Genomic DNA, 22909 nt, shown 5'->3' with positions numbered 1-22909 from the left:
GGTTCGTCGCCCGCGAGGTCTACCGGCATCTACCCCACCCTCACATCACCGCTGACCAGTTCAAGCAAGCCGCTTGACGATCTATAGGAGCTTCTCCCGCTCAGTCAATAGGAACGGTCTCCCTGCGCGGGGAAACGGAGTGCGGTGGCGTCGGCCGTCCACTCGACGCCGCCGCGCTCCGGACGGAGGAAGGCCACCCGGTGGGCGGTCACCTGGTGGTCGAAGAGCAATTCGTCGGCGGCATGCACCGCCTGCACCACGCCTGTCCGGCCGCTGGCCGGGTCGTACGCCATCTGTCCGGTGACGGGACGTCGGATGCTGTTCATGCGGGTCGCTCTCCGTAGTTATCGGGGTTCCTGGGGATGTGGACGGTGTGGGCGGGGTGGCGGCGACGCAGCACCTCGTAGTCGGTGGCCCTGCTGTAATCCCCGGCCTGTTCGGCCTCTTCGCGCAGCGCCTCGTAGTGGCGGCACCGGGGGCAGGCACTGGATTCGTTTATGCGTTCGGGGGGAAACACCATGGGGGGTTCTTCCTGACCTGGATGTCTCTTGCGGGTTTTAATCACCCTGTGTACTCCCAGCGTTGCCCTGCGGGGCCATGCGCAACAGAGATCGGGGCACACCAGGAGGCTTGGGGTGAGGGGAGATCCACCGGTGAGCGAGTCGACGGAAGAACGGGAACCGGAGAGCGGCGCGGCGTTTTTCGGCGCCGAGGTACGGGTCTGGCGGTTGCATGCGGGGCTCAGTCAGCGGGAGTTGGGCTTGAAGGCCAACTACGGGCAGCAATATGTGGCCAAGGTGGAGGCGGGTGAGCGGCTGGCCAGCCCGGAGTTCGCCGACGCGTGTGACCGGATCTTCGGCACGCCGGGTACGTTCGCGCGGCTACGGAAGCGGGCGAGCCAGCACGGCTATCCGGACTGGTTCATCCCGTACTTGCAGTCGGAGCGCCAGGCGACGGGCATCTCGGACTACTCGTGCTTGCTCATCATGGGCATGCTCCAGACGCCCGAGTACGCCCGGGCGGTCTTCCGGGCCGTCCATCCTCGGGCGAGCGCGAACGAGATCGATGCGAAGGTCGAGCGACGGCTGCGGAGGCGGGAGGTGATGGGGAAGGACGCGCCTCCCCTGCTCTGGTGCATCCTCAACGAGGCTTGCCTGCGCACTGTGGTGGGCGGCCCCGAGGTCATGGCCGCACAGCTCGCCCATCTCCTGAAGGTGGCGGAGTCTCCGCACATCACCCTTCAGGTACTACCGTTCGCGGTGGGGGTGCCCCCGGCGGCAGAGAGCTTCACCCTTCTGACGTTCGACGAAGGGCCGAACGTCGCTTACGCGGACACGGTGATGGCAGGCCACCTCATCGACTCGACGGAAGCGGTGGCGAACGCGACTGCCACCTATGACCGGCTGCGGGCCGCCGCTCTGTCTCCCGGTCAGTCGTTGTCCATGATTCGTAGCGTGATGGAGGAATACACCCGATGAAGACCGCCCTCGACCTGTCGTGTGCTGAATGGGTCAAGTCCAGCTACAGCAACGGCAATGAAGGTCAGTGCGTGGAATTCGCGCCCGGCATAGCCGCCACCGCCGGTGCCGTCCCGGTCCGGGACAGCAAGCGCCCGGCGGGTCCCGCCCTGGTGTTCACCATCGGCGCGTGGGGCTCGTTCACGGACGCCCTGCGGAGCGGAGAGTTCCCCACCGCCTGAGGCACAGCGCCGCAGCGGTCCCGCCGCCCTCTCGCCACGGGAGAACGACGGGGCCGCGTCAGGCCCTGGTCACGCGGACGCCGGGCCCGCAGAGCATCACAAGGGCCTGCGGACCAGTGTCCCGCTCACACGGCGTCTGCCGCGTCCACCGTGTCCGCTCGCAGGAGCGCTCGCTTCGCGTCGACCGCGACGCGATCGACCGGCCCATGCTCGGCTTCAGCCTTCTCGAACAACTCACGCAGCCGGTCCCGCTCCAGTTGGTCGCACTTGCCGCTGCGCTCGTTGTGTGCTGCGATCGTGCCCTCTTGGAGGGAAGCAGACTCCGGCCTGGCGGGGCCTTCGCCGGAGGCGGGGGAGCGACCATGGGTCCCATCCTGACAAGTCACCGCTTGAAGTCAACCTGTGAATTTCATTTCCCGGTCGGGTCCGGTTCTTTAGGCCTTCCCCGGGAAGCCGTGAGAAAATAGATCCACCACACGGGGTTGATGAAGTTGAGCCAGTTTCTCCTGCTCTTCAGGTGCTTCTCCCAGAAGGCGTCTTGTTGTTCGGCTGAACCAGTGAGCTCGGCGGGGCAGTAGCCGAAAGTCGGGACGAGGTCTCGTACTGTGGGTGGTCGCCACAGATGAAGAACGTAGACCATCCAAGCGCCATGCGATGCCGAAAGGCCGGAAGGTCTCACATCGATTCGTGCACCATGGCAGCAGACTTGCACCCCTTTTGATGCGAGGCCGGGTCGCATGGAGCGCAACGCCTCGAACATGTTGTCGCCCACGGCTGTGGCTTCAATGCCGTGGGGCGATTCCAGGCGCAGGTGCCATGGGCCTTCTCCCTCGACTGTCATCTTCCACTGCAACTCCTGCCCGTCACGTTGTACGTAGAGAGGGAATTCTTCATCCATGCCTGAATCCTGGGTTTTCAATGATCTCTCTTGTGGGCATGCCGTAGCGCCACCGCTCTGCGCGGGCAATATTGCTGGGGTTGATGCTCCTGAAAATCACTTCTCGTTCGGAGGGGAACCCCGTTCCCCGGATGAATGAGCGAATCGCCCCGCCCAACGCTCGATTCACGTCCACACCGTACCCGTTGCCACGGACCTCGTACACCCAGGTGCCGCGTCCCCCGGCCGATTGTGGAAAGTTGCCGGCCTGGCTCGCACTCTTGCTTGTTCCGACCCAGTTGGATGGGGTGTCGTGGAGCGCGTACTGGCCTATATCTTCGTTGGTTCCTTTCGGTGAGAAGCCGTTTTTAAATATGTCGTCGGGGTGTCGTACGTCCCCCCGGTAAACCTGTCGTGGCTTGACCACGGCCCTTCGTCTGACATGGAAATCGTCTGCGACCGCTTGACGGCATGGTCCAAGTCCATCAGGGTCGGCCCAAGTATGGGGGTTATGGACGTAGGTGGCTGGATTGGGGGCTGGAGTGAGGCCCAGGGGGTCGGGGGTGAGGTAGCGGGCGGTTTCGGGGTCGTAGTGGCGGTGGAGGTTGTAGTGGTGGCCCGTTTCCAGGTCGTGGTACTGGCCGGGAAAGCGGAGGGGGATGTACGCGGTGGCGTCGGCGTTCCAGGTGGTGAGGCCCCAGAGGGCGGTGCGGGACTGCCACGCGGTGTGGCCGGTGTCGTCGACGAGGTGGGTGGGGGTGCCGATCAGGTCGGTGATGATCGCGTAGAAGCGGGTGTCGACTTCCTCTTGGGGCGCGTCGGCGGACGGGGCGTAGCGAGTGGTCTGGGCGAGAGGAATCAGGCCGGTCTCGTCGTGGTCCCAGGTGAGGTTCTGCCGGCCGGTCCAGTCCGCTGAGGTCGTGGTCTGTTCGATGAGGATGGCGTCGTGCCAGGTGAAGCGGGTTTCCTCGGCGACCGTGCCATCGGGGGCCAGCCGTTGTTTGGCCGTGCGCCGGCCGAGCGGGTCGTAGCGGTAGCACCAGGTGGTGCCGTCGGGTGTGACCACCTGGGTGAGGCGGTCTTCGGCGTCCCAGGTGTAGCGCCACGTGTCGGGCTTCCTCGACAGGCGGGTCTTCTGGCGCAGTGTGGTGCGGCCCGCGGTGTCGTAGGCGTAGCGGGTGGTGCCCGCGGTCCGTATTCGGGTGCCGGTGTAGGCGCGTTCGCCCGTCGCGTCCGCGCCGGGGTGCTGCTGCGGCCAGGTGGCGTGGATCTGGTTGCCCGCCGGGTCGTAGGCGTAGGACTCCTGCCAGGTGGCGGCCTGTACCTGGGTGACGCGGCCGGCCGGGTCCAGGGTGTAGCGGCTGGGCCCGGCCGTGGTGTCCTCGATACCGGTGAGGTAGCCGTCGTGGCGCCAGGTGTAGGTGCGTCGCAGCAGGCTGCGCGGGCCTGCGGTGCAGGACTGGCCGATGAGGCGGTCTGCCGGGTCCCACGCCTGGGTCAGAGACAGCCCACCGGCCCAGCTCCGCTGGGTTTCGCGGCCTGACGCGTCATGGGTGACGGTCAGCTCCCTGCCGCCGGTGGTCAGCGTGGTGCGGTTGCCTGCCGTGTCGTACGCGTAGGTGGTTTCCGCCCCTGCCGGGGTACGTCGGCAGGCAAGCTGCCCAGCCGTGTCGTAGGCCAGGTGCAGGGTGCGGCCGTCCACCGTCTCGGACAGCAGGCGGCCGACGGGGTCGTACGTCCGGGTCAGCTCGCCGTCCGGGCCTGCGGCCTCGAGTAATTCTCCGGCCGGGCCCCAGCGGAAGGTCGAGACCTGCCCGGCGGCATCCTGGACCGTCACGCGGCCCAACGTGTCGTAGGTGTAGCTGGTCGCCCGGCCCAGCGGGTCGGTGCGCGAGACGAGTTGGCCCGCCGCGTCGTGCTCGTAGGCCACCTTCCGGCCGTCGAAGTCCTTCTCCGCTATGAGGTGGTCTGCCGCGTCGTAGGTGTAATTCCAGGTCAGGCCCTCGGGGTTGGTGACCTCGGTCAGCCGTGTCGCCGCGTCATAGGTGAAGGTACAGCGGGCGCCGTCCGGGCCGGTGCGGGCGGCCAGCAGGTCGAAGTGGGTGTATTCGAAGGCCGAGGTGCCGCCGACGGCGTCGGTGTGGGAGAGACAGTTGCCCTCGCCGTCGTACGTCCAGGACTCCGCCGATCCGTCCGGGTCGGTGCGCCGCAGGAGTCTGCCCTCCGGGCTCCATGCGTAGCCGGTCACCGCGCCCAACGGGTCGGTCTCGGCCACGACGCGGCCGAACGCGTCCCGCTGGTAGCGGGTGGTGGCTCCCAGCGGGTCGGTAGTCTCGACCGGGAGCCCGGCCCCGTCGCAGCGCACGCGGGTCGTCGCGCCCAGCGGATCGGTGACGGCGAGCAGGCCCCCGCGTGCGTCGTAGAGGTAGCGGGTGGTGGCGCCGAGCGGGTCGGTGAGTGAGGTGCGGTTGCCCGCCGCGTCGAAGGTCTGCCGCCACACCGCGCCGCCCGGGTCCGTGAGGCACACCGGGTTGCCCTGTGCGTCGAGCACCGCGCCGATCTCACTGCCGTCCGGCCGGATCACGGCCGCCAGGTGCCCGTGCTCGTCGTAGCGCAAGCCGGTTGTGCGGCCCAGCGGGTCGGTCTCGGCGACCGTACGTCCGGCCTCGTCGTACGCGGTGCGGCTGACCGCGCCGCCCGCGTCGATCTCCCCGGTGACCTGGTGCGCCTCGTCGATCAGATAGCGGGTGACCGCACCGTCCGGCGAGGTCACGGTGGTGACCTTCAGGCCGGGAAAGTCCGAGTCCGTTCCGTCGTAGTCGATGCGGAAGGTGAAGTGGCCGCCTTCGCCGCGCTCGGCGGTGACCCGGTCGCGCTCGTCGTAGGCGTAGGCGTACCAGCGGTCGTTGGTGTCGGTCCAGGACGTGATCCGCCCGGCCCGGTCGTAGACGAAACGCAGCGGCAGCCCCGAGGAGCCCGTCGTCTCGGTGAGGTGGCCGCTGGTGTAGCCGTAGCCCATCACCCGCACGTCCCCCACGTACAGGCCGGTGATCCGCCCGTTCTCCGACGTCAGCCGCAGTCGGTAACCACCGCTGTGGACGATCTCGGCCGGCGCGCCGGAAGCGTCGTCGTAGGCGAAGGTGATGCGGTTCCCGTTGCGGTCGGTGATCTCCCGCAGGAGCGCCGACGCCTCGTCGTGGTACGGGGTGAAGGTGCGTACGAGTCCGGTCTCCGGGTCGGTGACGGTGTACGTACCGCCTTCCGCCGTCCGTGCCAGTGGCCACCGCGGGCCCTCCGTGGGCAGGACCGCCGTGCCGCCCGGCACCGGGTGCGGATAGGCCAGCAGCAGACCGTCCTCGGTGAAGAACACCACGCCCTGCTCGTCGAACTCCAGCCGCTGGTCGGCCGTCGAGGCCCAGGCCGGGCCGAACCACCGCCCGGCGCGGTATCCGGAATCCACCCGGCGGGAGAACACCAGCGGCAGCACCCCTGCCAGCTCCACATCCGTCTGGGGCAGGAACATCCGCCCGGTCGCCAGGTCCACCGGATCCGTACGGCCATGCCGGATCCGGTTCCACGTACGGGAGAACGCGCCCCGGCCACCGCCCCGGAGCGCGCCGCGCGCCCACTGCGTCGCCTCACGCGCCGCCAGCCTGGCCCCGACGCGGGAGGCGATCGGGGCCAGGACGCGCGGGGCAAGGCCCATCAGCAGGGTCTCCGCCAGACCGCCGCCCATGGCGAGTTCGAGCGGCAGCGCGTACGGCATGGCGAACATGGCCAGGGTGAGGAGAAGAGGAAGACCGACCTCGAGGAGCTTCGACAGGAGAAAACCGTCGGTGCCGAGGATGCGGTACCCCGCCAGTGGAGCCTCGCCGTCGGCGATCGCCGACCAGCGGGACAGCAGCAGGACGCCGACGGTGAGGGTGCCCGCGCAGACGGCGATGCGGAACTGGACAAGGGCGAGCGTCTCGCCCAGGGGAGACGCGCTCGCGGCCCGGTAGCCGCGTACGGTCAAGATCAGCCGCCACGCCGTCAGGGCCAGTCCAGCCAGGCCGACGCCGATCAGGATGCGCAGCCCGGTGCCCTCGGCGAAGTACTCCTGCAGCCACTTTGCGGACGGGAAGGAGCCCACCGCCAGGTACAAAAGGGAGGGGACGGCCAGCAGCAGGCCGAGCACCAGGAGGACCTTCTCGTGCCCCGGCAGGCGGGGGCGCTGCGTCCGGGCCCGACGCCACAGCTGCCGTAAGGTCACGCCACGCCATGCCTCCTGGCTGTGGGTCGCGTCCATCTGGCGGGTCTGCCGGACGACCGACTCGCGCAGCGGCTCCAGCTTCTCCGCGTGGGTACGGGGGTGCGCTGCGGCATACAGCAGGGCTCTGCGCTGCCGGGCATAGCCCAGGGCGATGATCCAGGTGGCGGGGAGGTGCAGCAGGGCGTACCCGAAGAGGGCTCCGGGGGCGGTCCGGCCCTGGCTTTCGGCGGCCCGCACCACATCCGGCTCACGCCGCCGCCCCAGGCGGGACCGGTGCAGATCCCAGATCCACGCGGTGGCAAGGCACCCCAGGATGATCCACAGACCCCAGTCCGCGGTCAATCTCTCCCGCCACTCCGTCGCGGTGCGGTTGCCCGGGAAGGCCACGGCGTAATTGGTCACCCAGTGGATCGCCACGGCCCCGGCCATCGGCACCAGTGCCGCGGCCCGGGTCAGTGCGCGGGCACCGCACCACAGCAGGCCCACCGCCAGTCCGCCGAGCGCGCTGGCGAAGATATGTACGTCGTAGGGGAGTACCGGTCCACCGAATTCGACGGTGCCGGTCGGTGAGGGAAACCAGGTGCCGAGGATCTGCCCGGGGCCGGCAACGTACGGGGGGGCGATCAGTCCCTTCGCGATCACCCAGCCTCCCCCATCCGAGGGAACGGCCTTGCCCGCCGACTCGGCGTACATCAGAAGGTTTTCCAGCAGGCTGAAACCTGCCCCGGCGGCGCCGCCCAGCACCACGAAGTCCGCCATACCCCACTGCATCCGCCCGCGCAGCGCCCACCCCGCCACCAGAAGCGGTGCGACCTTGATCAGCTCCTCCACCACCGGAGCCGTCGTCCACGACGCCCCATCCATGACGGCCGCCAGCGACTGCTCTCTCGCGGTCGCCAACTGACGGGCTACCACGAGCTCCAGCAGCATCGAGAACATACCGCAGCCGTACGCACCCACCCCGAAGGCGAGCAGCACAGTCGGCCACCGCACTGTCCGAACGGGCCAGGACAGCAATAACAGCTGCAGCACAGCCCACACCGACGCAGCAGCCATCCAGAACCCCACGCCCCGTGCCCCCTCCGACGCTGCTACTGAGCCGTCACGCTAAGCCGAACGCGTGTCAGGTACAAGGCACCGCAGTGCCGGGCTCCGCAGGCGCAGGTGGGCGCGGGGCGGCCGCTCCTCACCACGCGGATCTGGGGCGAGGATCGGTGAGCCCGGAACGGGGAAGCCCGCGCCGGTAGGCTGACCCTGGTGTCACCAGCCCCGTCGCACAGGTTCAGGGAGGTGAGTCATGACCGCCGAGATGGTCGCTCCCGCGTGGATGCACGAGCAGATCACGGCCGAGCAGTACGACTCCTGGTCCGAGGAGCAGTGCGCGGGCGTGGAGATCGTGGACGGCATGGTCGTCGCGAGCCCCAGCGCGTCCAAGCGGCACAACCGCTTGGCCCGGATCCTCGCGAACGCCCTGGAGGCCGCGGCGGTGCCCGACTGGAACGCCGATACGGACTTCGATGTCCGGTTGCAGGACGTTCCGTTGACCAACCGCCGTCCCGACGTGGTCGTGTACCGCGCGGAGACGATCGACATCACGCCCACACGGCCCGAGCATGTGCTGCTGGTCGCCGAGGTCGTGTCGCCGGGCTCGGAGACCACCGACCGGATCGTGAAGGTCGATCAGTACGCCAAGGTCGGGATCGCCTTCTACTGGCGGATCGAGCAGGCCGCCACCGGCGTACCGCTGGTGTATACCTACGTCCTCGACCCCGCGAGCAGGGCCTACCGGGAGGGAGACGTGTTCACCGGTGTGGTGAAGGTCGCGGCTCCGTTCCCGGTGGAAGTCGACCTCGGCCAGGTCTGAGCCCGCGCGCCGCCGCACTTGGGGTGACACCCGGCCGGTCAGTCCGGCCCGGCAGGTGCTCCTGTCGACGGGCACGCTCGTGAGGCCGACCCTGGGGCGGGAGACGCCGCTGCCGAGCAGCCCGGAGGGGTGGGAGCTGCTGGCGCGTCAGATGCATCTGCGGCTGAGCGAGGACCGTGCAGGGCATGGGGCCGGTCCTCTTCGGTGCCGTGGCCGAGAGCGCCACCGCAGCCGTGGCCATAGCCCTCGCGGGGGGGGCGTCCTGCTCTGCGTGGCCGTCTTCGTACGTCACCGGGTCGGGCCCGGCGCCCTCAGCACTCGATGACGTTGACCGCGAGCCCGCCGCGCGCCGTCTCCTTGTACTTGACCTTCATATCGGCGCCGGTGTCCTTCATGGTCTTGATGACCTTGTCGAGGGAGACATGGTGGCGGCCGTCGCCGCGCAGGGCCATCCGCGCGGCGGTGACGGCCTTGACCGCCGCCATGCCGTTGCGCTCGATGCAGGGGATCTGGACGAGCCCGCCGATGGGGTCGCAGGTCAGCCCGAGGTTGTGTTCCATGCCGATCTCGGCGGCGTTCTCGACCTGCTCCGGGCTGCCGCCCAGGACCTCGGCGAGGCCGCCGGCGGCCATGGAACAGGCGGAGCCGACCTCGCCCTGGCAGCCGACCTCGGCGCCGGAGATGGAGGCGTTCTCCTTGAAGAGCATGCCGATGGCGCCCGCGGCGAGGAGGAAGCGGATGATGCCTTCCTCGTCGGCGCCCGGCACGAAGCGGGTGTAGTAGTGCAGGACGGCCGGGATGATCCCGGCGGCGCCGTTCGTCGGGGCGGTGACGACCCGGCCGCCGGCCGCGTTCTCCTCGTTGACCGCCATCGCGTACAGGGTGGTCCACTCCATCGCGCGGGCGGGCGCGTCGCCCTCGGAGCGCAGGGCGCGGGCGGCGTTGGCGGCGCGGCGGCGGACCTTGAGGCCGCCGGGCAGGATGCCCTCCTGGGTGAGGCCGCGGGAGACGCACGCCTCCATGACGTGCCAGATCTCCAGCAGGCCCGCGCGGATCTCCTCCTCGGTGCGCCAGGCCTTCTCGTTCTCCAGCATCAGGGCGGAGATGGACAGGCCCGTCTCGCGGGAGAGGCGCAGGAGTTCGTCGCCCGTACGGAAGGAATGCTTCAGGACGGTGTCGTCGAGCTTGATGCGGTCCTCGCCGACCGCGTCCTCGTCCACCACGAAGCCGCCGCCGACGGAGTAGTAGGTCTTCTCCAGCAGCGGATGGCCGGTGTCGTCGTAGGCGAAGAGCGTCATGCCGTTGGCGTGGTACGGCAGGGAGCGGCGGCGGTGCAGTATCAGCTCTTCGGACTCGTCGAAGTCGATCTCGTGGCCGCCGTCGATCTCGGCGGCGAGCAGCCGCAGCCGCTTGGTGGTGCGGATGCGCTCCACCTCGCCGTCGGCGGACTCGACGTCGACGTCGCGCGGGGAGCGGCCCTCCAGGCCGAGCAGGACGGCCTTGGGGGTGCCGTGGCCGTGGCCGGTGGCGCCGAGGGAGCCGAAGAGTTCGGCGCGTACGGAGGCGGTGTGGGCCAGCGCCCCTTCGTTCTTCAGTCGGCGGACGAACATCCGTGCCGCCCGCATGGGGCCGACGGTGTGCGAGCTGGACGGGCCGATGCCGATCGAGAAGAGATCGAATACGGAGATGGCCACCGGAGACTCCTTCGTCTGCACGTGGGGCGCGTGCGGGTGGTGCGGTGCGGGGGGCGCGCCGGTGGGCGCGCCCCCCGGGGTCCGGGCCCAGGAGGCCGGGACCCGGGTTACTTCGACAGGTGCGGGTACAGCGGGTGCTTGTCGGCGAGGGCGGTGACGCGGGCCTTCAGCGCCTCGGCGTCGTACGAGGGCTTGAGCGCCTCGGCGATGATGTCCGAGACCTCACGGAAGTCCTCGGCAGTGAAGCCGCGGGTGGCCAGCGCCGGGGTGCCGATCCGCAGACCCGAGGTGACCATCGGGGGCCGCGGGTCGTTCGGGATGGCGTTGCGGTTGACCGTGATGCCGACCTCGTGGAGGCGGTCCTCGGCCTGCTTGCCGTCCAGCTCGGAGTTGCGCAGGTCGACCAGGACGAGGTGCACGTCGGTGCCGCCGGAGAGGACGGAGACGCCCACCTCGGTGACGTCGGCCTGGGTGAGCCGCTCGGCGAGGATCTTGGCGCCCTCGACCGTGCGCTCCTGGCGCTCCTTGAAGGCGGAACCGGCCGCGACCTTGAAGGACACCGCCTTGGCCGCGATGACGTGCTCCAGCGGGCCGCCCTGCTGGCCGGGGAAGACCGCGGAGTTGATCTTCTTGGCGAGGTCGGCGGTGGAGAGGATGACGCCGCCGCGCGGACCGCCGAGGGTCTTGTGGGTGGTGGTGGTCACGACATGGGCGTGCGGTACGGGGGAGGGGTGGAGCCCGGCGGCGACCAGGCCCGCGAAGTGGGCCATGTCGACCATCAGGTACGCGCCGACCTCGTCCGCGATCCGGCGGAAGGCGGCGAAGTCCAGCTGGCGCGGGTACGCCGACCAGCCCGCGATGACCAGCTTGGGGCGGTGCTCCTTGGCCAGGCGCTCGACCTCGTCCATGTCGACGAGACCGGTCTCGGCGTCCACGTGGTAGGGCACCACGTTGTAGAGCTTGCCGGAGAAGTTGATCTTCATGCCGTGGGTGAGGTGCCCACCGTGCGCCAGGTTCAGCCCCAGGATGGTGTCGCCGGGCTGGAGCAGCGCGAACATCGCGGCGGCGTTCGCCTGGGCGCCGGAGTGCGGCTGGACGTTGGCGGCCTCGGCGCCGAAGAGCTCCTTGACGCGGTCGATGGCGATCTGCTCGACCACGTCGACGTGCTCACAGCCGCCGTAGTAGCGGCGGCCGGGGTAGCCCTCGGCGTACTTGTTGGTCAGGACCGAGCCCTGGGCCTCCATGACCGCGGCCGGGGCGAAGTTCTCCGAGGCGATCATTTCGAGGGTGGACTGCTGGCGGTGGAGTTCGGCGTCGACAGCAGCGGCGACGTCAGGGTCGAGCTCGTGAAGGGAGCTGTTGAGAAGCGACATCAGGGTCCCGATCGAAATAGGAGGGTCAGTTGCCGGAGAAGGAGGCGTATTCCTCGGCGGAGAGCAGGTCGCCCGGCTCGTCCGTCACCTTCACCTTGAACAGCCAGCCGCCCTCGAAGGGGGCGGAATTCACCAGCGCCGGGTCGTTCACCACGTCCTCGTTGATTTCGGTGACCTCGCCGGAGACCGGCGCGTACAGGTCGCTGACCGACTTCGTGGACTCCAGCTCACCGCAGGTTTCACCAGCGGCGACGGTGGAGCCGACATCCGGGAGCTGGACGTACACGACGTCGCCGAGCGAGTTGGCCGCGAATTCGGTGATACCGATCGTCGACACGCCGTCCTGGTCGGCGGCCGACAGCCACTCGTGCTCCTTGCTGTAGCGCAGCTGCTGGGGGTTGCTCATGGTCCGATTCTCCTGGATAGAGGGGAGTGCTTGGGAAACGGGTCTTCACTGGTGAGACGGAAGTGACGAGAAAGACGGGGCGCGGGAGGTTTCAGCGCTCGCGGCGGTAGAAGGGGAGCGCGACGACCTCGTACGGCTCCCGGGTACCGCGGATGTCCACCGACACTCCGGGGCTGCCGGGCGCGGCGTGCTCCGCGTCGACGTACGCCATCGCGATCGGCTTCCCCAGCGTCGGGGACGGGGCGCCAGAGGTGACCCGGCCGATCTCCGAGCCGTCCGGGCCGACCACGGCGTATCCGGCGCGCGGCACCCGGCGGCCCTCGGCGACCAGACCGGTCAGCGTGCGCGGCGGCCGGGCCTCGGCCTCGCGCGCCGCGGCCTCCAGCGCCTGGCGGCCGACGAAGTCGCCGGGCTTGGCGAACTTCACCACCCGGCCGAGCCCCGCGTCGAACGGGGTCGTGTCGGTGCTCAGCTCGTTTCCGTACAGCGGCATTCCCGCCTCCAGGCGCAGCGTGTCCCGGCAGGACAGCCCGCACGGCACCAGGCCCACCGGGGTGCCCGCCTCGGTCAGTGCCTGCCAGACCCGCTCGGCGTCGTCCGGCGCGACGAACAGCTCGAAGCCGTCCTCGCCGGTGTAGCCGGTGCGGGCGATCAGGGCGGACACGCCCGCGACGGTGCCCGGCAACCCCGCGTAGTACTTCAGCCCGTCCAGATCGGCGTCGGTCAGGCCCTTCAGGATCCCGGCGGACCGCGGCCCCTGGACGGCGATCAGCGCGTACGCGTCGCGGTCGTCCCGTACGGCGGCGTCGAAGCCGGTGGCGCGCTCGGTCAGCGCGTCCAGCACCACCTGGGCGTTCGAGGCGTTGGCCACGACCAGGAACTCCTGCTCGGCGAGCCGGTAGACGATCAGGTCGTCGAGGATGCCGCCCTCGCTGTCGCAGATCATGGTGTAGCGTGCGCGGCCCACGGCGAGTGCCGAGAGGTGGCCGACCAGGGCGTGATCGAGGGCCTCCCCGGCCTGCGGCCCGGTGAGAACGATCTCACCCATGTGGGAGAGGTCGAAGAGCCCCGCGCGGGTGCGCACCGCAGTGTGCTCGTCGCGCTCGCTGCCGTAGCGCAGCGGCATGTCCCAGCCGGCGAAGTCGGTCATGGTGGCGCCGAGCGCACGGTGGACCGCGTCCAGCGCGGTATGGCGGGGCGTGGGCGGGGCGTCGGTCATGGTTCAGCTCCCAAGGTCATGATCACGGCGATGACGGGACGGGTGTGCCGGATGGGACGACAAGGACGGCACAGCGTCCTCCCCATCTGTCATCGGAACCTGAGAGGTTCGCCGTGACCAATCCCGCTGGACGGGGCTGGTCGGCTTGCACCTTGGGTGGAGCCACGGAGTGGCCCGCTTTTCAGATCTGCCTCATCCGTGCGGTATCGGGGCCTGAGAGATTCAAGGGAGGACTTGCTCCTTCGGCGCCTCGGAATCCCGGCGACTGCCGGTGACCGAGGACTCTCCCGCGCGGATTCAAGCGGCCGGTATGCAGTTGGCGCGGACATCATCGCACGTCCGCTCCTGAAGGGAACCCCTGATCTTGCGCTGTATCTGTGAGCGGGGTCGCGCCCGGGCCGCCTTGATGGACATTACCTTTTCTTGACACTCTCGGGGTACGGAGCCGCTTGACCGACCTTGGAGGACGATCACGGTGCACGGGCAGGGAACATACGCGACAACCCGAGGAACCCTGCCCGCGCGGCAGGAGCGGACGCCATCGCCGCGACCGGACGGCACGGTCAGACCGGATCGCGACGCCGCCGTGCACGACCTGCGCGGCGGGGTGGGGGCGGAGCTGCGCTACCCGGCGCGGGACCTGATCATCGCCTCGGGGCTACCCGGCAGCGGCAAGTCGACCCTGATCAACCGGGTGGTCCCCGGCACCGACCCGAGCGGCGCGGCCGTGGTGCGGGTGGATTCGCAGCACACCCGGGACGCCTGGGAGAGACGCATGCCGCGCTGGCTGCCGTACGGGGTCTACCGGCCGCTGGTCCGCTGCGCCCACTACGTGGGGCTGCGCCGGGCGGTCACCTCCGGCGCGAGCGTCGTCGTCCACGACTGCGGCTCGCAGCCCTGGGTGCGCCGCTGGCTGGCCCGGGACGCCCGGCGCACCGGCCGCCGGCTGCATCTGGTGCTGCTCGACGTGGACCCGGCGGTCGCCCTGGAGGGCCAGGCCGCCCGCGGCCGGGGGGTCACCGGCTTCGCCTTCGGGCGGCACCGGCGGGCGATGGGCCGGCTGGTGGCGCGGGTGGAGGGCGGGCGTCCGCCCGAGGGCTGCGCGTCCGCCGTTCTGCTCGACCGGGCAACCGCGAGCGTGCTGCGGGGCATCTCCTTCGAGTGACATACCAAGGGCACCGTGGTGAGGAAGTGCTGTGGAGATGCCCGGGCGGCCCCTGGTCTTCCGGCGTGCAGCCGTTAAGGTGCTGGTGCAGGTCGGACGAGATGGCGGTTGGACGAAGATGAGTATCCCGGAGCACCAGGGCATAACCCCCGCTCACGGAGGGTTTCCCGACGGGCCTTATCCCGCCGCGTTTCCCGGCAACGAGCTGGAAGAGGTGCTCGCCGCCTCGATCGGGGTTCCGGGTGCCGGAGCGCGGATCGTCGAGACGCTCGCCCGCAGTTATGTCTGGATCCCGCTGCCGAACGGCGGAGGCCCCGACAGCCGCAGCCTCGACCTGCCCACCCTGGAGATCGAGGGCCAGGCGTACGTGCCCGTCTTCAGCTCCGAGCAGCAGTTCCTCCAGATCGTCGGCGGCCACATGTCGTTCACCATCGCCCCGGCCGTCGAGTTCGCCCGCGGGCTGCCGCCGCAGCTCGGCATCGCGGTGAACCCGGACGGGCCGGTCGGTGTCCCGCTGCCGCCGGCCGCGGTCGAGGAGCTGTGCAAGGCCGGGCGCAGCGAGCTGGACGGCCCCGCGCGAGGGGGCCGGGTGCGGCTGTTCGAGCCCGACTGGCAGGAGGAGCCGGTCGACTTCCTGGCCGCCGCCGGGATCGAGTTCTCGAACGAGCCAGGGGTACGCACCGCGCGGCGCGCGCTGGCCAGCGTCGAGGGTGATCGGCCTGCGCTCTTCATCGGCGTCCAGCTGGACGCGCCGGGCCCGGACGGGCAGGCCCTCGCGGTGGAGGCGCTGGGCCGGGCGCTGGGAACGGTGCCGGTCCCGTGGACCGTTCAGCTCGTCGCGCTGGACGTCGCGCAGGGGGATCCGGTGGCCACGTGGATGCTGGAGCGCGTACGGCCGTTCTACGACCGTGACCTGTGACGCACTCCGGGGACGGCCACGGGGGCCCGTAAGCTGGTTGGATGACCAGACGGGGCGGCGCGCGTCCCGGTGAGGTGCGGGCAAGGCCGAGAGAGGGGCGGACCCAGGTGAGCGCGGGCGCGGATTGGGGGGCGGCTGCCGGTCAGGTCGAGCGGATGCTGCAGCAGGTCGCTCCCGGCCGGTACGACGCGTACGAGGCGCTGCTGCACGCCCTCGCCCAGGGCCAGGTCTGGATGCTGCTGTGGCACGGCGCGCCCGGCGACCCCGACGCCCAGTACGGGAACATGGACGTAAACGGCCACGGTTACGCCCCGTGCGTGACCTCCGCCCAGGAACTCGCCGCCAGCGGCTGGAACCGCGCGCACGAGGTGGTGGAAGCGCGCCGGATCGCCGACTCCCTCTACCGCGACCACTACGGTCTGTGGCTCAACCCGCACGCCCGCGGCGGCGGGGTCGGCATCCCCTGGCTCGACCTGCGGCGGATCGCGGGCGGGCTGGACCGACTGCCCGCCGGTCCGCTGCGGGTGACCGAACCGGCCATCGAAATCCCGCAGTTCTATGCCCTGTTGGGGCAGAACGCGCACCGCACCGCCGCGGTGCGCTCGCTGCGCCGGGCCTGGGTGCAGCCCGCGCTGGGCGCGCCGTATCTGGCCATCGGGCTCGATCTGTACGACAACAGCCAGCACGCCGTGGAGTCGGTGCGGCTGATGATGCAGCAGTCGGTCGGCGTGGTGCCGGAGGGGCTGCCGGTCTCGACGGTCGAGCTGTCGGACGAGCACGACCCGGTGGCGATGTGGATGCGGGCCAACGCCCGGCCGTTCTTCGACCGGGACGCCCACAACGCCGCGCCCCCGCCGCCGCCCCCGTCGTACGGGTACGGCTATCCGCCGTCCCGCCACGCGTACTGAGCCGCGTTCCTGAACCGCCCCACCGTGAAAGCCCGCGGTGGGGCGGTTGTTACTGATGCGTTCACCGGTCACAACTGTGCGTATACCGGAACCGCTTACTGCACATCACGGTTAGGCATCCATTGCCCGTGGGTACTGGCGGGTGATCACAAACGCGATGAAGACTCCCGCTCCAAGGGGCGTGGTTCCTGCATTCCCGGATAACGACCCCTTTCGTTCATCTTGTGAACTTAAGCCGCCACAGCGGCGAGTCGTGGGCCGGTCACCGCCGGTCGAGAGGGGTCCCCACCACGATGACGGCACCATTGCACGGCACGAGCGCCGACGCAGAGCCGGTCGCGACTGCCGATGTAGCGGCGGATGTGGTCAAGGCGTCGGTCGAGGGAAGATCGCTGCGACAGATCGCCTGGAGACGCCTCAAACGCGACAAGTTGGCGCTTGCGGGCGGGGGTGTGGTCGTCTTTCTCGTCCTGGTGGCGATCTTCGCGCCGCTGATCGTGAGTCTGCTGGGCCACCCGCCCAACGAGTTCCACCAGGAGGAGATCGACCCGCTCTTCGGCACCCCCAAGGGTGGCATGGGCGGCATCAGTTCGGACTTCCTCTTCGGTGTCGAACCCTCCAACGGCCGCGATGTGTTCAGCCGCGTCGTCTACGGCGCCCGCATCTCGCTGCTGGTGGCCTTCCTCGCGGCCCTGGTCGCCGTCGTCCTCGGCACCGTTTTCGGCATCATCGCCGGATATTTCGGAGGCTGGGTGGACTCGGTGATCAGCCGGGTGATGGACATGCTGCTGGCCTTCCCGCAGCTGCTGTTCATCATCTCCCTGGTCTCGGTGCTCCCGAACGACCTGCTGGGCCTGACCGGAAGCGGGGTGCGCATCGCGGTCCTGGTCTCCGTCATCGGCTTCTTCGGCTGGCCGTACGTCGGCCGCATCGTGCGCGGCCAGACGCTGTCGCTGCGCGAGAAGGAGTACGTGGAGGCCGCGCGCAGCCTCGGCGCCGGCCGCCGCTACATCCTCTTCCGGGAGCTGCTGCCCAACCTGGTGGCGCCGATCACCGTCTACGCGACGCTGATGATCCCCACCAACATCCTCACCGAGGCGGCGCTCAGCTTCCTGGGGGCGGGCGTGAAGCCGCCGACCGCGTCCTGGGGCCAGATGCTCTCCAAGGCGGTGGGCACCTACGAGGACGACCCCATGTTCATGATCATCCCGGGTGCGGCGATCTTCGTGACCGTGCTGGCCTTCAACCTGTTCGGCGACGGCGTTCGCGACGCCCTCGACCCCAAGGGCACCCGATGAGGCGCCCCGGCCGCGGCTGTCCGGCGGCTCCCCGAAGCTTTCCCCGCGCCATGCCACGTACCGCTATCCCGGAGGTTGCAGGAACCATGAAACACCTACGTTCGTCGAGAAGCAGGCGGATCGTCGGCGCGACGGCTGTCGTCTGCGCCCTGCTGGCCACCGCGGCGTGCGGCGGCGGCAGCGACGACAAATCCTCCGGTGCCGGATTCAACGCGGGGGCGAAGGGCGTCGCCAACAAGTCCACCAAGAAGGGCGGCACGCTCAAGTTCATCAACAAGCAGAACTTCGACTCGCTCGACCCGCAGCGCCAGTACTACGGCTTCGCCTGGGACTTCGCCCGTTTCTACTCGCGTCAACTCATCACCTACTCGCCGAAGCCGGGCGAGGCATCCAACGAGCTGGTTCCCGACCTGGCCACCTCCACCGGCAAGATCACCGACGGTGGCAAGACGTACACCTACACCCTGCGCGACGGGATCACCTGGGAGGACGGCTCGCCGATCACCTCCAAGGACGTCAAGTACGGCATCGAGCGCATCTGGGCCAAGGACGTGATCTCCGGCGGCCCCGACTATCTGCGCCAGGCCCTCGACCCCAAGGGCGAGTACCCGGGCCCGTACAAGGACAAGTCCAAGGACAAGCTCGGGCTGAAGGCGATCGAGACGCCGGACGACAAGACCATCAGCTTCCATCTCGACCAGCCCAACGGTGACTTCGAGCAGATGCTCGCCATGCCGACCGGCTCTCCGGTGAAGCGCGAGAAGGACACCGGCGCCCAGTACACCAACCGGCCGTTCTCCTCCGGGCCGTACAAGCTCACGTCGTACACCCCGGGCAAGAGCCTGGCTCTGGTGCGCAACGACAAGTGGAAGAAGTCGTCCGACCCGATCCGCGCCGCCCTGCCGGACCAGGTCACGGTCACCTTCAACTCCAACCTCGAAGCCATCGACAAGCTGCTGGTCAAGGGAGACTACGACGTCTTCCTCAGCGCCACCGGCATGGGCCAGTCCGGCCGGGCCGCCGCGCTCAAGGAGCACAGGGGCAACGTCGACAACATGGTGACGAACTTCGTCCGGTACGTCGACCTCGTCACCAAGGTGAAGCCGTTCGACAACATCCACTGCCGCAAGGCGGTCTTCTACGCGACCGACTACACCCAGCTCCAGACCACCCGCGGCGGCCCGCAGGCCGGTGGTGACATCGCCCCCAACATGCTCCCCAAGAGCGTCAAGGGCTCGGACGACTACGACCCGTACGGCGTCATGAAGCGCAAGGGCAAGCCGGACACGGCCAAGGCCAAGGACGAGCTGAAGCAGTGCGGCAAGCCGAACGGCTTCTCCGCCAAGATCGTCTCCCGTAACGACCAGCCGAACGAGACGGCGGCCGCCGAGGCGCTCCAGGAGTCGCTGGGCAAGGTCGGCATCAAGCTCGACATCAACGAGATCGAGGGCGGCTCGTCCGCGAGCATCACCGGCTCCCCGTCCGTGATGCACAAGCGCGGCTACGGGATGAGCATGACCGGCTGGGGCCCCGACTTCCCGACCGGCCAGGGCTTCTCCCGCCCGCTGTACGACGGCCGCTTCATCCAGCAGACCGGTAACTACAACGTCACCGAGATCAACGATAAGGCGATCAACAAGGACTTCGACGACGCGCTCAAGGAGACCGACCCCGCCAAGGCCGGCCAGATCTACGCGGACATGAACCACAAGGTCGCCGACCTGGCCGTGTCGATGCCGTTCCTGTACGAGAAGAACATCACCTGGCGCAGCTCGCGGCTGACCAACGCCTACTCGTCCTCGGCCTACAACGGCCGGTACGACTACGCGTCCCTCGGGGTCAAGTGACGGCCGGCCACCAGCCACCCCACCCCCACCGTCGCTTCATCCGATAGGCCCGAAGGGCAGGTGATGGCCACGCGTGGCGGTGCCGGAACCCCGCATCCCGGGGTTCCGGCACCGCCACCGGGCCGCGCACAGTGCTTGCTTACGTCATCCGGCGCTTGTTCGCCGTCGTCATGATGCTGCTGGTCGTCACCCTGACGACCTTCGCCATCTTCTTCGTGATCCCGAAGTGGGCCGGTTCCGACCCGGCGCTGCTCTTCGTCGGCAAACAGGCCGACCCCGCGGCCATCGAGGGCATCAGGACGAAGCTGGGGCTCAGCGATCCACTCCTGGTGCAGTTCTGGCACTTCGTCGAGGGCCTGTTCGCCGGCCGCGACTACGCCAACGGCTCCGATGTGACCCACTGCGCGAGGCCCTGCTTCGGCTACTCCTTCCGCACCGAGCAGGCGGTGTGGCCGCAGCTGACCGACGCCATGCCGGTCACCCTGTCGCTCGCCGCGGGCGCGTGCGTGCTGTGGCTGGTCGGCGGCATCGTCACCGGCGTCGTCTCCGCGCTGCGCCGGGGCACCCTGTGGGACCGCACGGCGATGACCGCCGCGCTCGCCGGTGTCTCGCTGCCGATCTACTTCACCGGTCTGCTCTCGCTGGCGATCTTCAGTTACCAGCTGAAGTGGGTCGACGTGGACTACAAGGGGCTCGGCGACGACCCCGCCAAGTGGTTCGAGAGCCTGATCCTGCCGTGGATCACCCTCGCCTTCCTCTACGCCGCCATGTACGCCCGGCTCACCCGCGCCACCATGCTGGAGATCATGGGCGAGGACTACATCCGCACCGCCCGCGCCAAGGGGCTGCGGGAGCGGGTGGTCATCGGGCGGCACGCGATGCGCTCCACCTGGACCCCGATCCTCACCCTCCTCGGTCTGGACCTGGGCGCGCTGCTCGGCGGCGCGGTGCTCACCGAGAGCACCTACAACCTGCCAGGGCTCGGCCGGCTCGCGGTGAACGCGATCGCCGACAAGGACCTGCCGCTCATCCTGGGCGTCACCCTGATCGCCGCGTTGTGCATCGTGGTCGCCAACCTCGTCGTGGACCTCCTGTACGCCGTCATCGACCCACGAGTGAGGCTCGGATGACCGACCTGAACAAGCCCGTCACCACGGCCGTGGGGGAGGTGGCCGCGGCCGGTTCGCCCGCCCCGACGGCCTTCCTCGAAGTGCGCGACCTGCGGGTCCACTTCCCGACCGACGACGGCCTGGTGAAGTCCGTGGACGGGCTCAGCTTCCGGCTGGAGAAGGGCAAGACGCTCGGCATCGTCGGCGAGTCCGGCTCCGGCAAGTCCGTGACCTCGCTCGGCATCATGGGGCTGCACACCGCAGGGCAGTACGGCCGCCGCAAGGCCCGGCTCTCCGGGGAGATCTGGCTGAACGGGCAGGAACTGCTGGGCGCCGACCCCGACGAGGTGCGCAAGCTGCGCGGCCGCGAGATGTCGATGATCTTCCAGGACCCGCTGTCGGCGCTGCATCCGTACTACACGATCGGCCGCCAGATCACCGAGGCGTACCAGGTTCACCACGACGTCGCCAAGGAGGTCGCCCGCAAGCGCGCGGTCGAGATGCTCGACCGGGTGGGCATCCCGCAGCCGGACAAGCGGGCGGACAGCTATCCGCACGAGTTCTCCGGCGGGATGCGCCAGCGCGCGATGATCGCGATGGCGCTGGTCAACAACCCCGAGCTGCTGATCGCCGACGAGCCGACGACCGCCCTCGACGTCACCGTCCAGGCGCAGATCCTCGACCTCATCCGGGATCTCCAGAAGGAGTTCGGCTCTGCGGTCATCGTCATCACCCACGACCTGGGTGTGGTCGCCGAACTCGCCGACGACCTGCTGGTGATGTACGCGGGCCGCTGCGTCGAGCGGGGACCCGCCGAGAAGGTCTTCTACGAGCCCCAGCACCCGTACACCTGGGGGCTGCTCGGCTCGATGCCCCGCATCGACCGCGACCAGACCGACCGGCTGATCCCGGTCAAGGGCTCCCCGCCCAGCCTGATCAACGTGCCGTCCGGCTGTGCCTTCCACCCGCGCTGCCCGTACGCCGAGATCCCCGAGGGCGGCATCACCCGCACCGAGCGGCCGGAGCTGCGCGTGGTGCCGGGCGCGGACGGGCACTTCTCCGCCTGCCACATGGCGCAGGAGGACCGTACGCGGATCTGGACCGAAGAGATTGCGCCGAAGCTGTGACGGACTCCCAGGACATGACGGACACGAAGGATCCGAAGATGACGGTCCCGGAGCAGGCGACCACCACCCCCGAGCCCCTGCTCACGGTGTCCGGCCTGGTCAAGCACTTCCCCATCAAGAAGGGGCTGCTGCAGCGGCAGTCCGGCGCGGTGCAGGCGGTCGACGGCCTCGACTTCGACGTACGCCAGGGGGAGACCCTGGGCGTGGTCGGCGAGTCGGGCTGCGGCAAGTCCACCATGGGACGGCTGATCACCCGGCTGCTCGAACCCACCTCCGGGAAGATCGAGTTCGAGGGCAAGGACATCACGCACCTGGGCACCGCCGCGATGCGGCCGATGCGCCGCGACGTGCAGATGATCTTCCAGGATCCGTACTCCTCGCTGAACCCCCGGCACACGGTCGGCGCCATCGTCGGCGCCCCCTTCCGGCTCCAGGGCGTGACCCCGGAGGGCGGCATCAAGGCAGAGGTGCAGCGGCTGCTGGCGCTGGTCGGCCTCAATCCCGAGCACTACAACCGCTATCCGCACGAGTTCTCCGGCGGCCAGCGGCAGCGCATCGGCATCGCCCGCGCGCTCGCCCTCAAGCCCAAGCTGGTCGTCGCCGACGAGCCGGTCTCCGCGCTGGACGTCTCCATCCAGGCCCAGGTGGTCAACCTGCTGGACGACCTCCAGGACGAGCTGGGGCTGACGTACGTGATCATCGCGCACGACCTGTCCGTCATCCGGCACGTCTCGGACCGGATCGCGGTGATGTACCTCGGGAAGATCGTCGAGCTGGCCGACCGCAAGGCCCTGTACGAGACCCCCATGCACCCGTACACCACGGCGCTGCTCTCCGCCGTGCCGGTGCCCGACCCCCGGCGGCGCGCCCGGCGCGAGCGGATCCTGCTCAAGGGCGATGTGCCCTCGCCGATCTCGCCGCCGTCCGGCTGCCGCTTCCACACCCGGTGCTGGAAGGCGACCGAGGTGTGCAAGCGGGAGGAACCGCCGCTGGTGGCGCTCGCCACCGGCCACCAGGTGGCCTGCCACCACCCCGAGAACGCTCCGGGCCAGGCCCCCGGTCAGGTCGCCGGACCGGTGCGGAGCGCGACGAAGAAGACCGAGAGCTGAGACGGGGCGGACGACGGGGCGGGCGCGGCGGCACCGGCGGTTA

Annotated in this window: 18 protein-coding genes and 1 riboswitch; of the genes, 11 read left to right on the top strand and 7 right to left on the bottom strand. The window is 69.4% G+C overall.

The annotated features are described in order from the left end of the window. Window positions 1–104 precede the first annotated feature (104 nt). Window positions 105–326 carry a hypothetical protein gene (locus ACH4SI_RS32055; protein WP_398301874.1) on the bottom strand — a complete coding sequence of 74 codons (222 nt, stop codon included), beginning with the start codon at window positions 324–326 and terminating at the stop codon, window positions 105–107. 327 nt (window positions 327–653) lie between these two features. On the opposite strand from ACH4SI_RS32055, the gene ACH4SI_RS32050 reads away from it, so the two are divergent. Both ACH4SI_RS32050 and ACH4SI_RS32045 read left to right on the top strand, forming a co-directional pair. Continuing rightward, a complete protein-coding gene (locus ACH4SI_RS32050) occupies window positions 654–1478 on the top strand; it encodes a Scr1 family TA system antitoxin-like transcriptional regulator (protein ID WP_398301872.1) in 825 nt (274 codons plus the stop codon). Beyond that, window positions 1475–1699, top strand: coding sequence for a DUF397 domain-containing protein (locus tag ACH4SI_RS32045; RefSeq protein ID WP_398301870.1), 225 nt, complete (start codon window positions 1475–1477; stop codon window positions 1697–1699). Before ACH4SI_RS32050 ends, ACH4SI_RS32045 begins: the two co-directional genes overlap by 4 nt. Before the next feature lie 409 nt (window positions 1700–2108). Here ACH4SI_RS32045 and ACH4SI_RS32040 read toward each other — a convergent pair whose 3' ends face one another. Then, window positions 2109–2597 carry a hypothetical protein gene (locus ACH4SI_RS32040; RefSeq protein ID WP_398301868.1) on the bottom strand — a complete coding sequence of 163 codons (489 nt, stop codon included), beginning with the start codon at window positions 2595–2597 and terminating at the stop codon, window positions 2109–2111. Next, window positions 2590–7821, bottom strand: a complete 5232-nt coding sequence (locus tag ACH4SI_RS32035) for a DUF6531 domain-containing protein (protein ID WP_398301866.1) — start codon at window positions 7819–7821, stop codon at window positions 2590–2592. Before ACH4SI_RS32035 ends, ACH4SI_RS32040 begins: the two co-directional genes overlap by 8 nt. A gap of 304 nt (window positions 7822–8125) precedes the next feature. Between ACH4SI_RS32035 and ACH4SI_RS32030 the strand changes: the two genes are divergently transcribed. Then, on the top strand, window positions 8126–8692 hold the full coding sequence (locus ACH4SI_RS32030) for a Uma2 family endonuclease (RefSeq protein WP_398301864.1): 567 nt from the start codon (window positions 8126–8128) through the stop codon (window positions 8690–8692). 311 nt (window positions 8693–9003) lie between these two features. Here the strand turns inward: ACH4SI_RS32030 and ACH4SI_RS32025 are convergent, their stop codons facing one another. The 4 genes from ACH4SI_RS32025 to gcvT form a co-directional block, all read right to left on the bottom strand. Further along, window positions 9004–10386 carry an L-serine ammonia-lyase gene (locus tag ACH4SI_RS32025; protein ID WP_398301862.1) on the bottom strand — a complete coding sequence of 461 codons (1383 nt, stop codon included), beginning with the start codon at window positions 10384–10386 and terminating at the stop codon, window positions 9004–9006. A 107-nt stretch (window positions 10387–10493) separates the two neighbouring features. Then, complete coding sequence (gene glyA / locus ACH4SI_RS32020) at window positions 10494–11759, bottom strand: serine hydroxymethyltransferase (protein ID WP_398301860.1); 1266 nt, start codon at window positions 11757–11759, stop codon at window positions 10494–10496. Window positions 11760–11784: 25 nt separating this feature from the next. Continuing rightward, the gene (gene gcvH, locus ACH4SI_RS32015; RefSeq protein WP_398301858.1) at window positions 11785–12165 is read right to left on the bottom strand and encodes a glycine cleavage system protein GcvH; all 381 of its coding nucleotides are present in this window, start codon (window positions 12163–12165) and stop codon (window positions 11785–11787) included. A gap of 91 nt (window positions 12166–12256) precedes the next feature. Further along, entirely contained in the window at window positions 12257–13384 is a 1128-nt protein-coding gene (gene gcvT / locus ACH4SI_RS32010; protein ID WP_398301856.1) for a glycine cleavage system aminomethyltransferase GcvT, read from the bottom strand. 191 nt (window positions 13385–13575) lie between these two features. Then, window positions 13576–13684, bottom strand: a riboswitch (glycine riboswitch). 175 nt (window positions 13685–13859) lie between these two features. Here gcvT and ACH4SI_RS32005 point away from each other — a divergent pair. The 8 genes from ACH4SI_RS32005 to ACH4SI_RS31970 all read left to right on the top strand — a co-directional run bounded on the left by ACH4SI_RS32005 (window position 13860) and on the right by ACH4SI_RS31970 (window position 22866). Next, window positions 13860–14549: an AAA family ATPase gene (locus ACH4SI_RS32005; protein WP_398301855.1), complete on the top strand. Its 690-nt coding sequence runs from the start codon at window positions 13860–13862 to the stop codon at window positions 14547–14549. A 118-nt stretch (window positions 14550–14667) separates the two neighbouring features. After that, entirely contained in the window at window positions 14668–15468 is an 801-nt protein-coding gene (locus ACH4SI_RS32000; protein ID WP_398301853.1) for an enhanced serine sensitivity protein SseB, read from the top strand. 155 nt (window positions 15469–15623) lie between these two features. Then, complete coding sequence (locus ACH4SI_RS31995) at window positions 15624–16376, top strand: enhanced serine sensitivity protein SseB C-terminal domain-containing protein (protein WP_398301888.1); 753 nt, start codon at window positions 15624–15626, stop codon at window positions 16374–16376. 293 nt (window positions 16377–16669) lie between these two features. Further along, on the top strand, window positions 16670–17674 hold the full coding sequence (locus ACH4SI_RS31990; RefSeq protein WP_398301851.1) for an ABC transporter permease: 1005 nt from the start codon (window positions 16670–16672) through the stop codon (window positions 17672–17674). Window positions 17675–17760: 86 nt separating this feature from the next. Beyond that, a complete protein-coding gene (locus ACH4SI_RS31985) occupies window positions 17761–19521 on the top strand; it encodes an ABC transporter substrate-binding protein (protein WP_398301849.1) in 1761 nt (586 codons plus the stop codon). 131 nt (window positions 19522–19652) lie between these two features. Further along, window positions 19653–20651: an ABC transporter permease gene (locus ACH4SI_RS31980; protein ID WP_398301847.1), complete on the top strand. Its 999-nt coding sequence runs from the start codon at window positions 19653–19655 to the stop codon at window positions 20649–20651. Further along, complete coding sequence (locus tag ACH4SI_RS31975; protein WP_398301845.1) at window positions 20648–21757, top strand: ABC transporter ATP-binding protein; 1110 nt, start codon at window positions 20648–20650, stop codon at window positions 21755–21757. Before ACH4SI_RS31980 ends, ACH4SI_RS31975 begins: the two co-directional genes overlap by 4 nt. Before the next feature lie 14 nt (window positions 21758–21771). Further along, window positions 21772–22866: an ABC transporter ATP-binding protein gene (locus ACH4SI_RS31970; protein WP_398301843.1), complete on the top strand. Its 1095-nt coding sequence runs from the start codon at window positions 21772–21774 to the stop codon at window positions 22864–22866. The last annotated feature ends 43 nt before the right edge of the window (window positions 22867–22909 follow it).

Source organism: Streptomyces sp. NPDC021212, from assembly GCF_044332925.1.
Lineage (GTDB): Bacteria > Actinomycetota > Actinomycetes > Streptomycetales > Streptomycetaceae > Streptomyces.
Note: the sequence above shows the minus strand (reverse complement) of the source record. Positions and strands in the feature narration are given on the sequence as shown.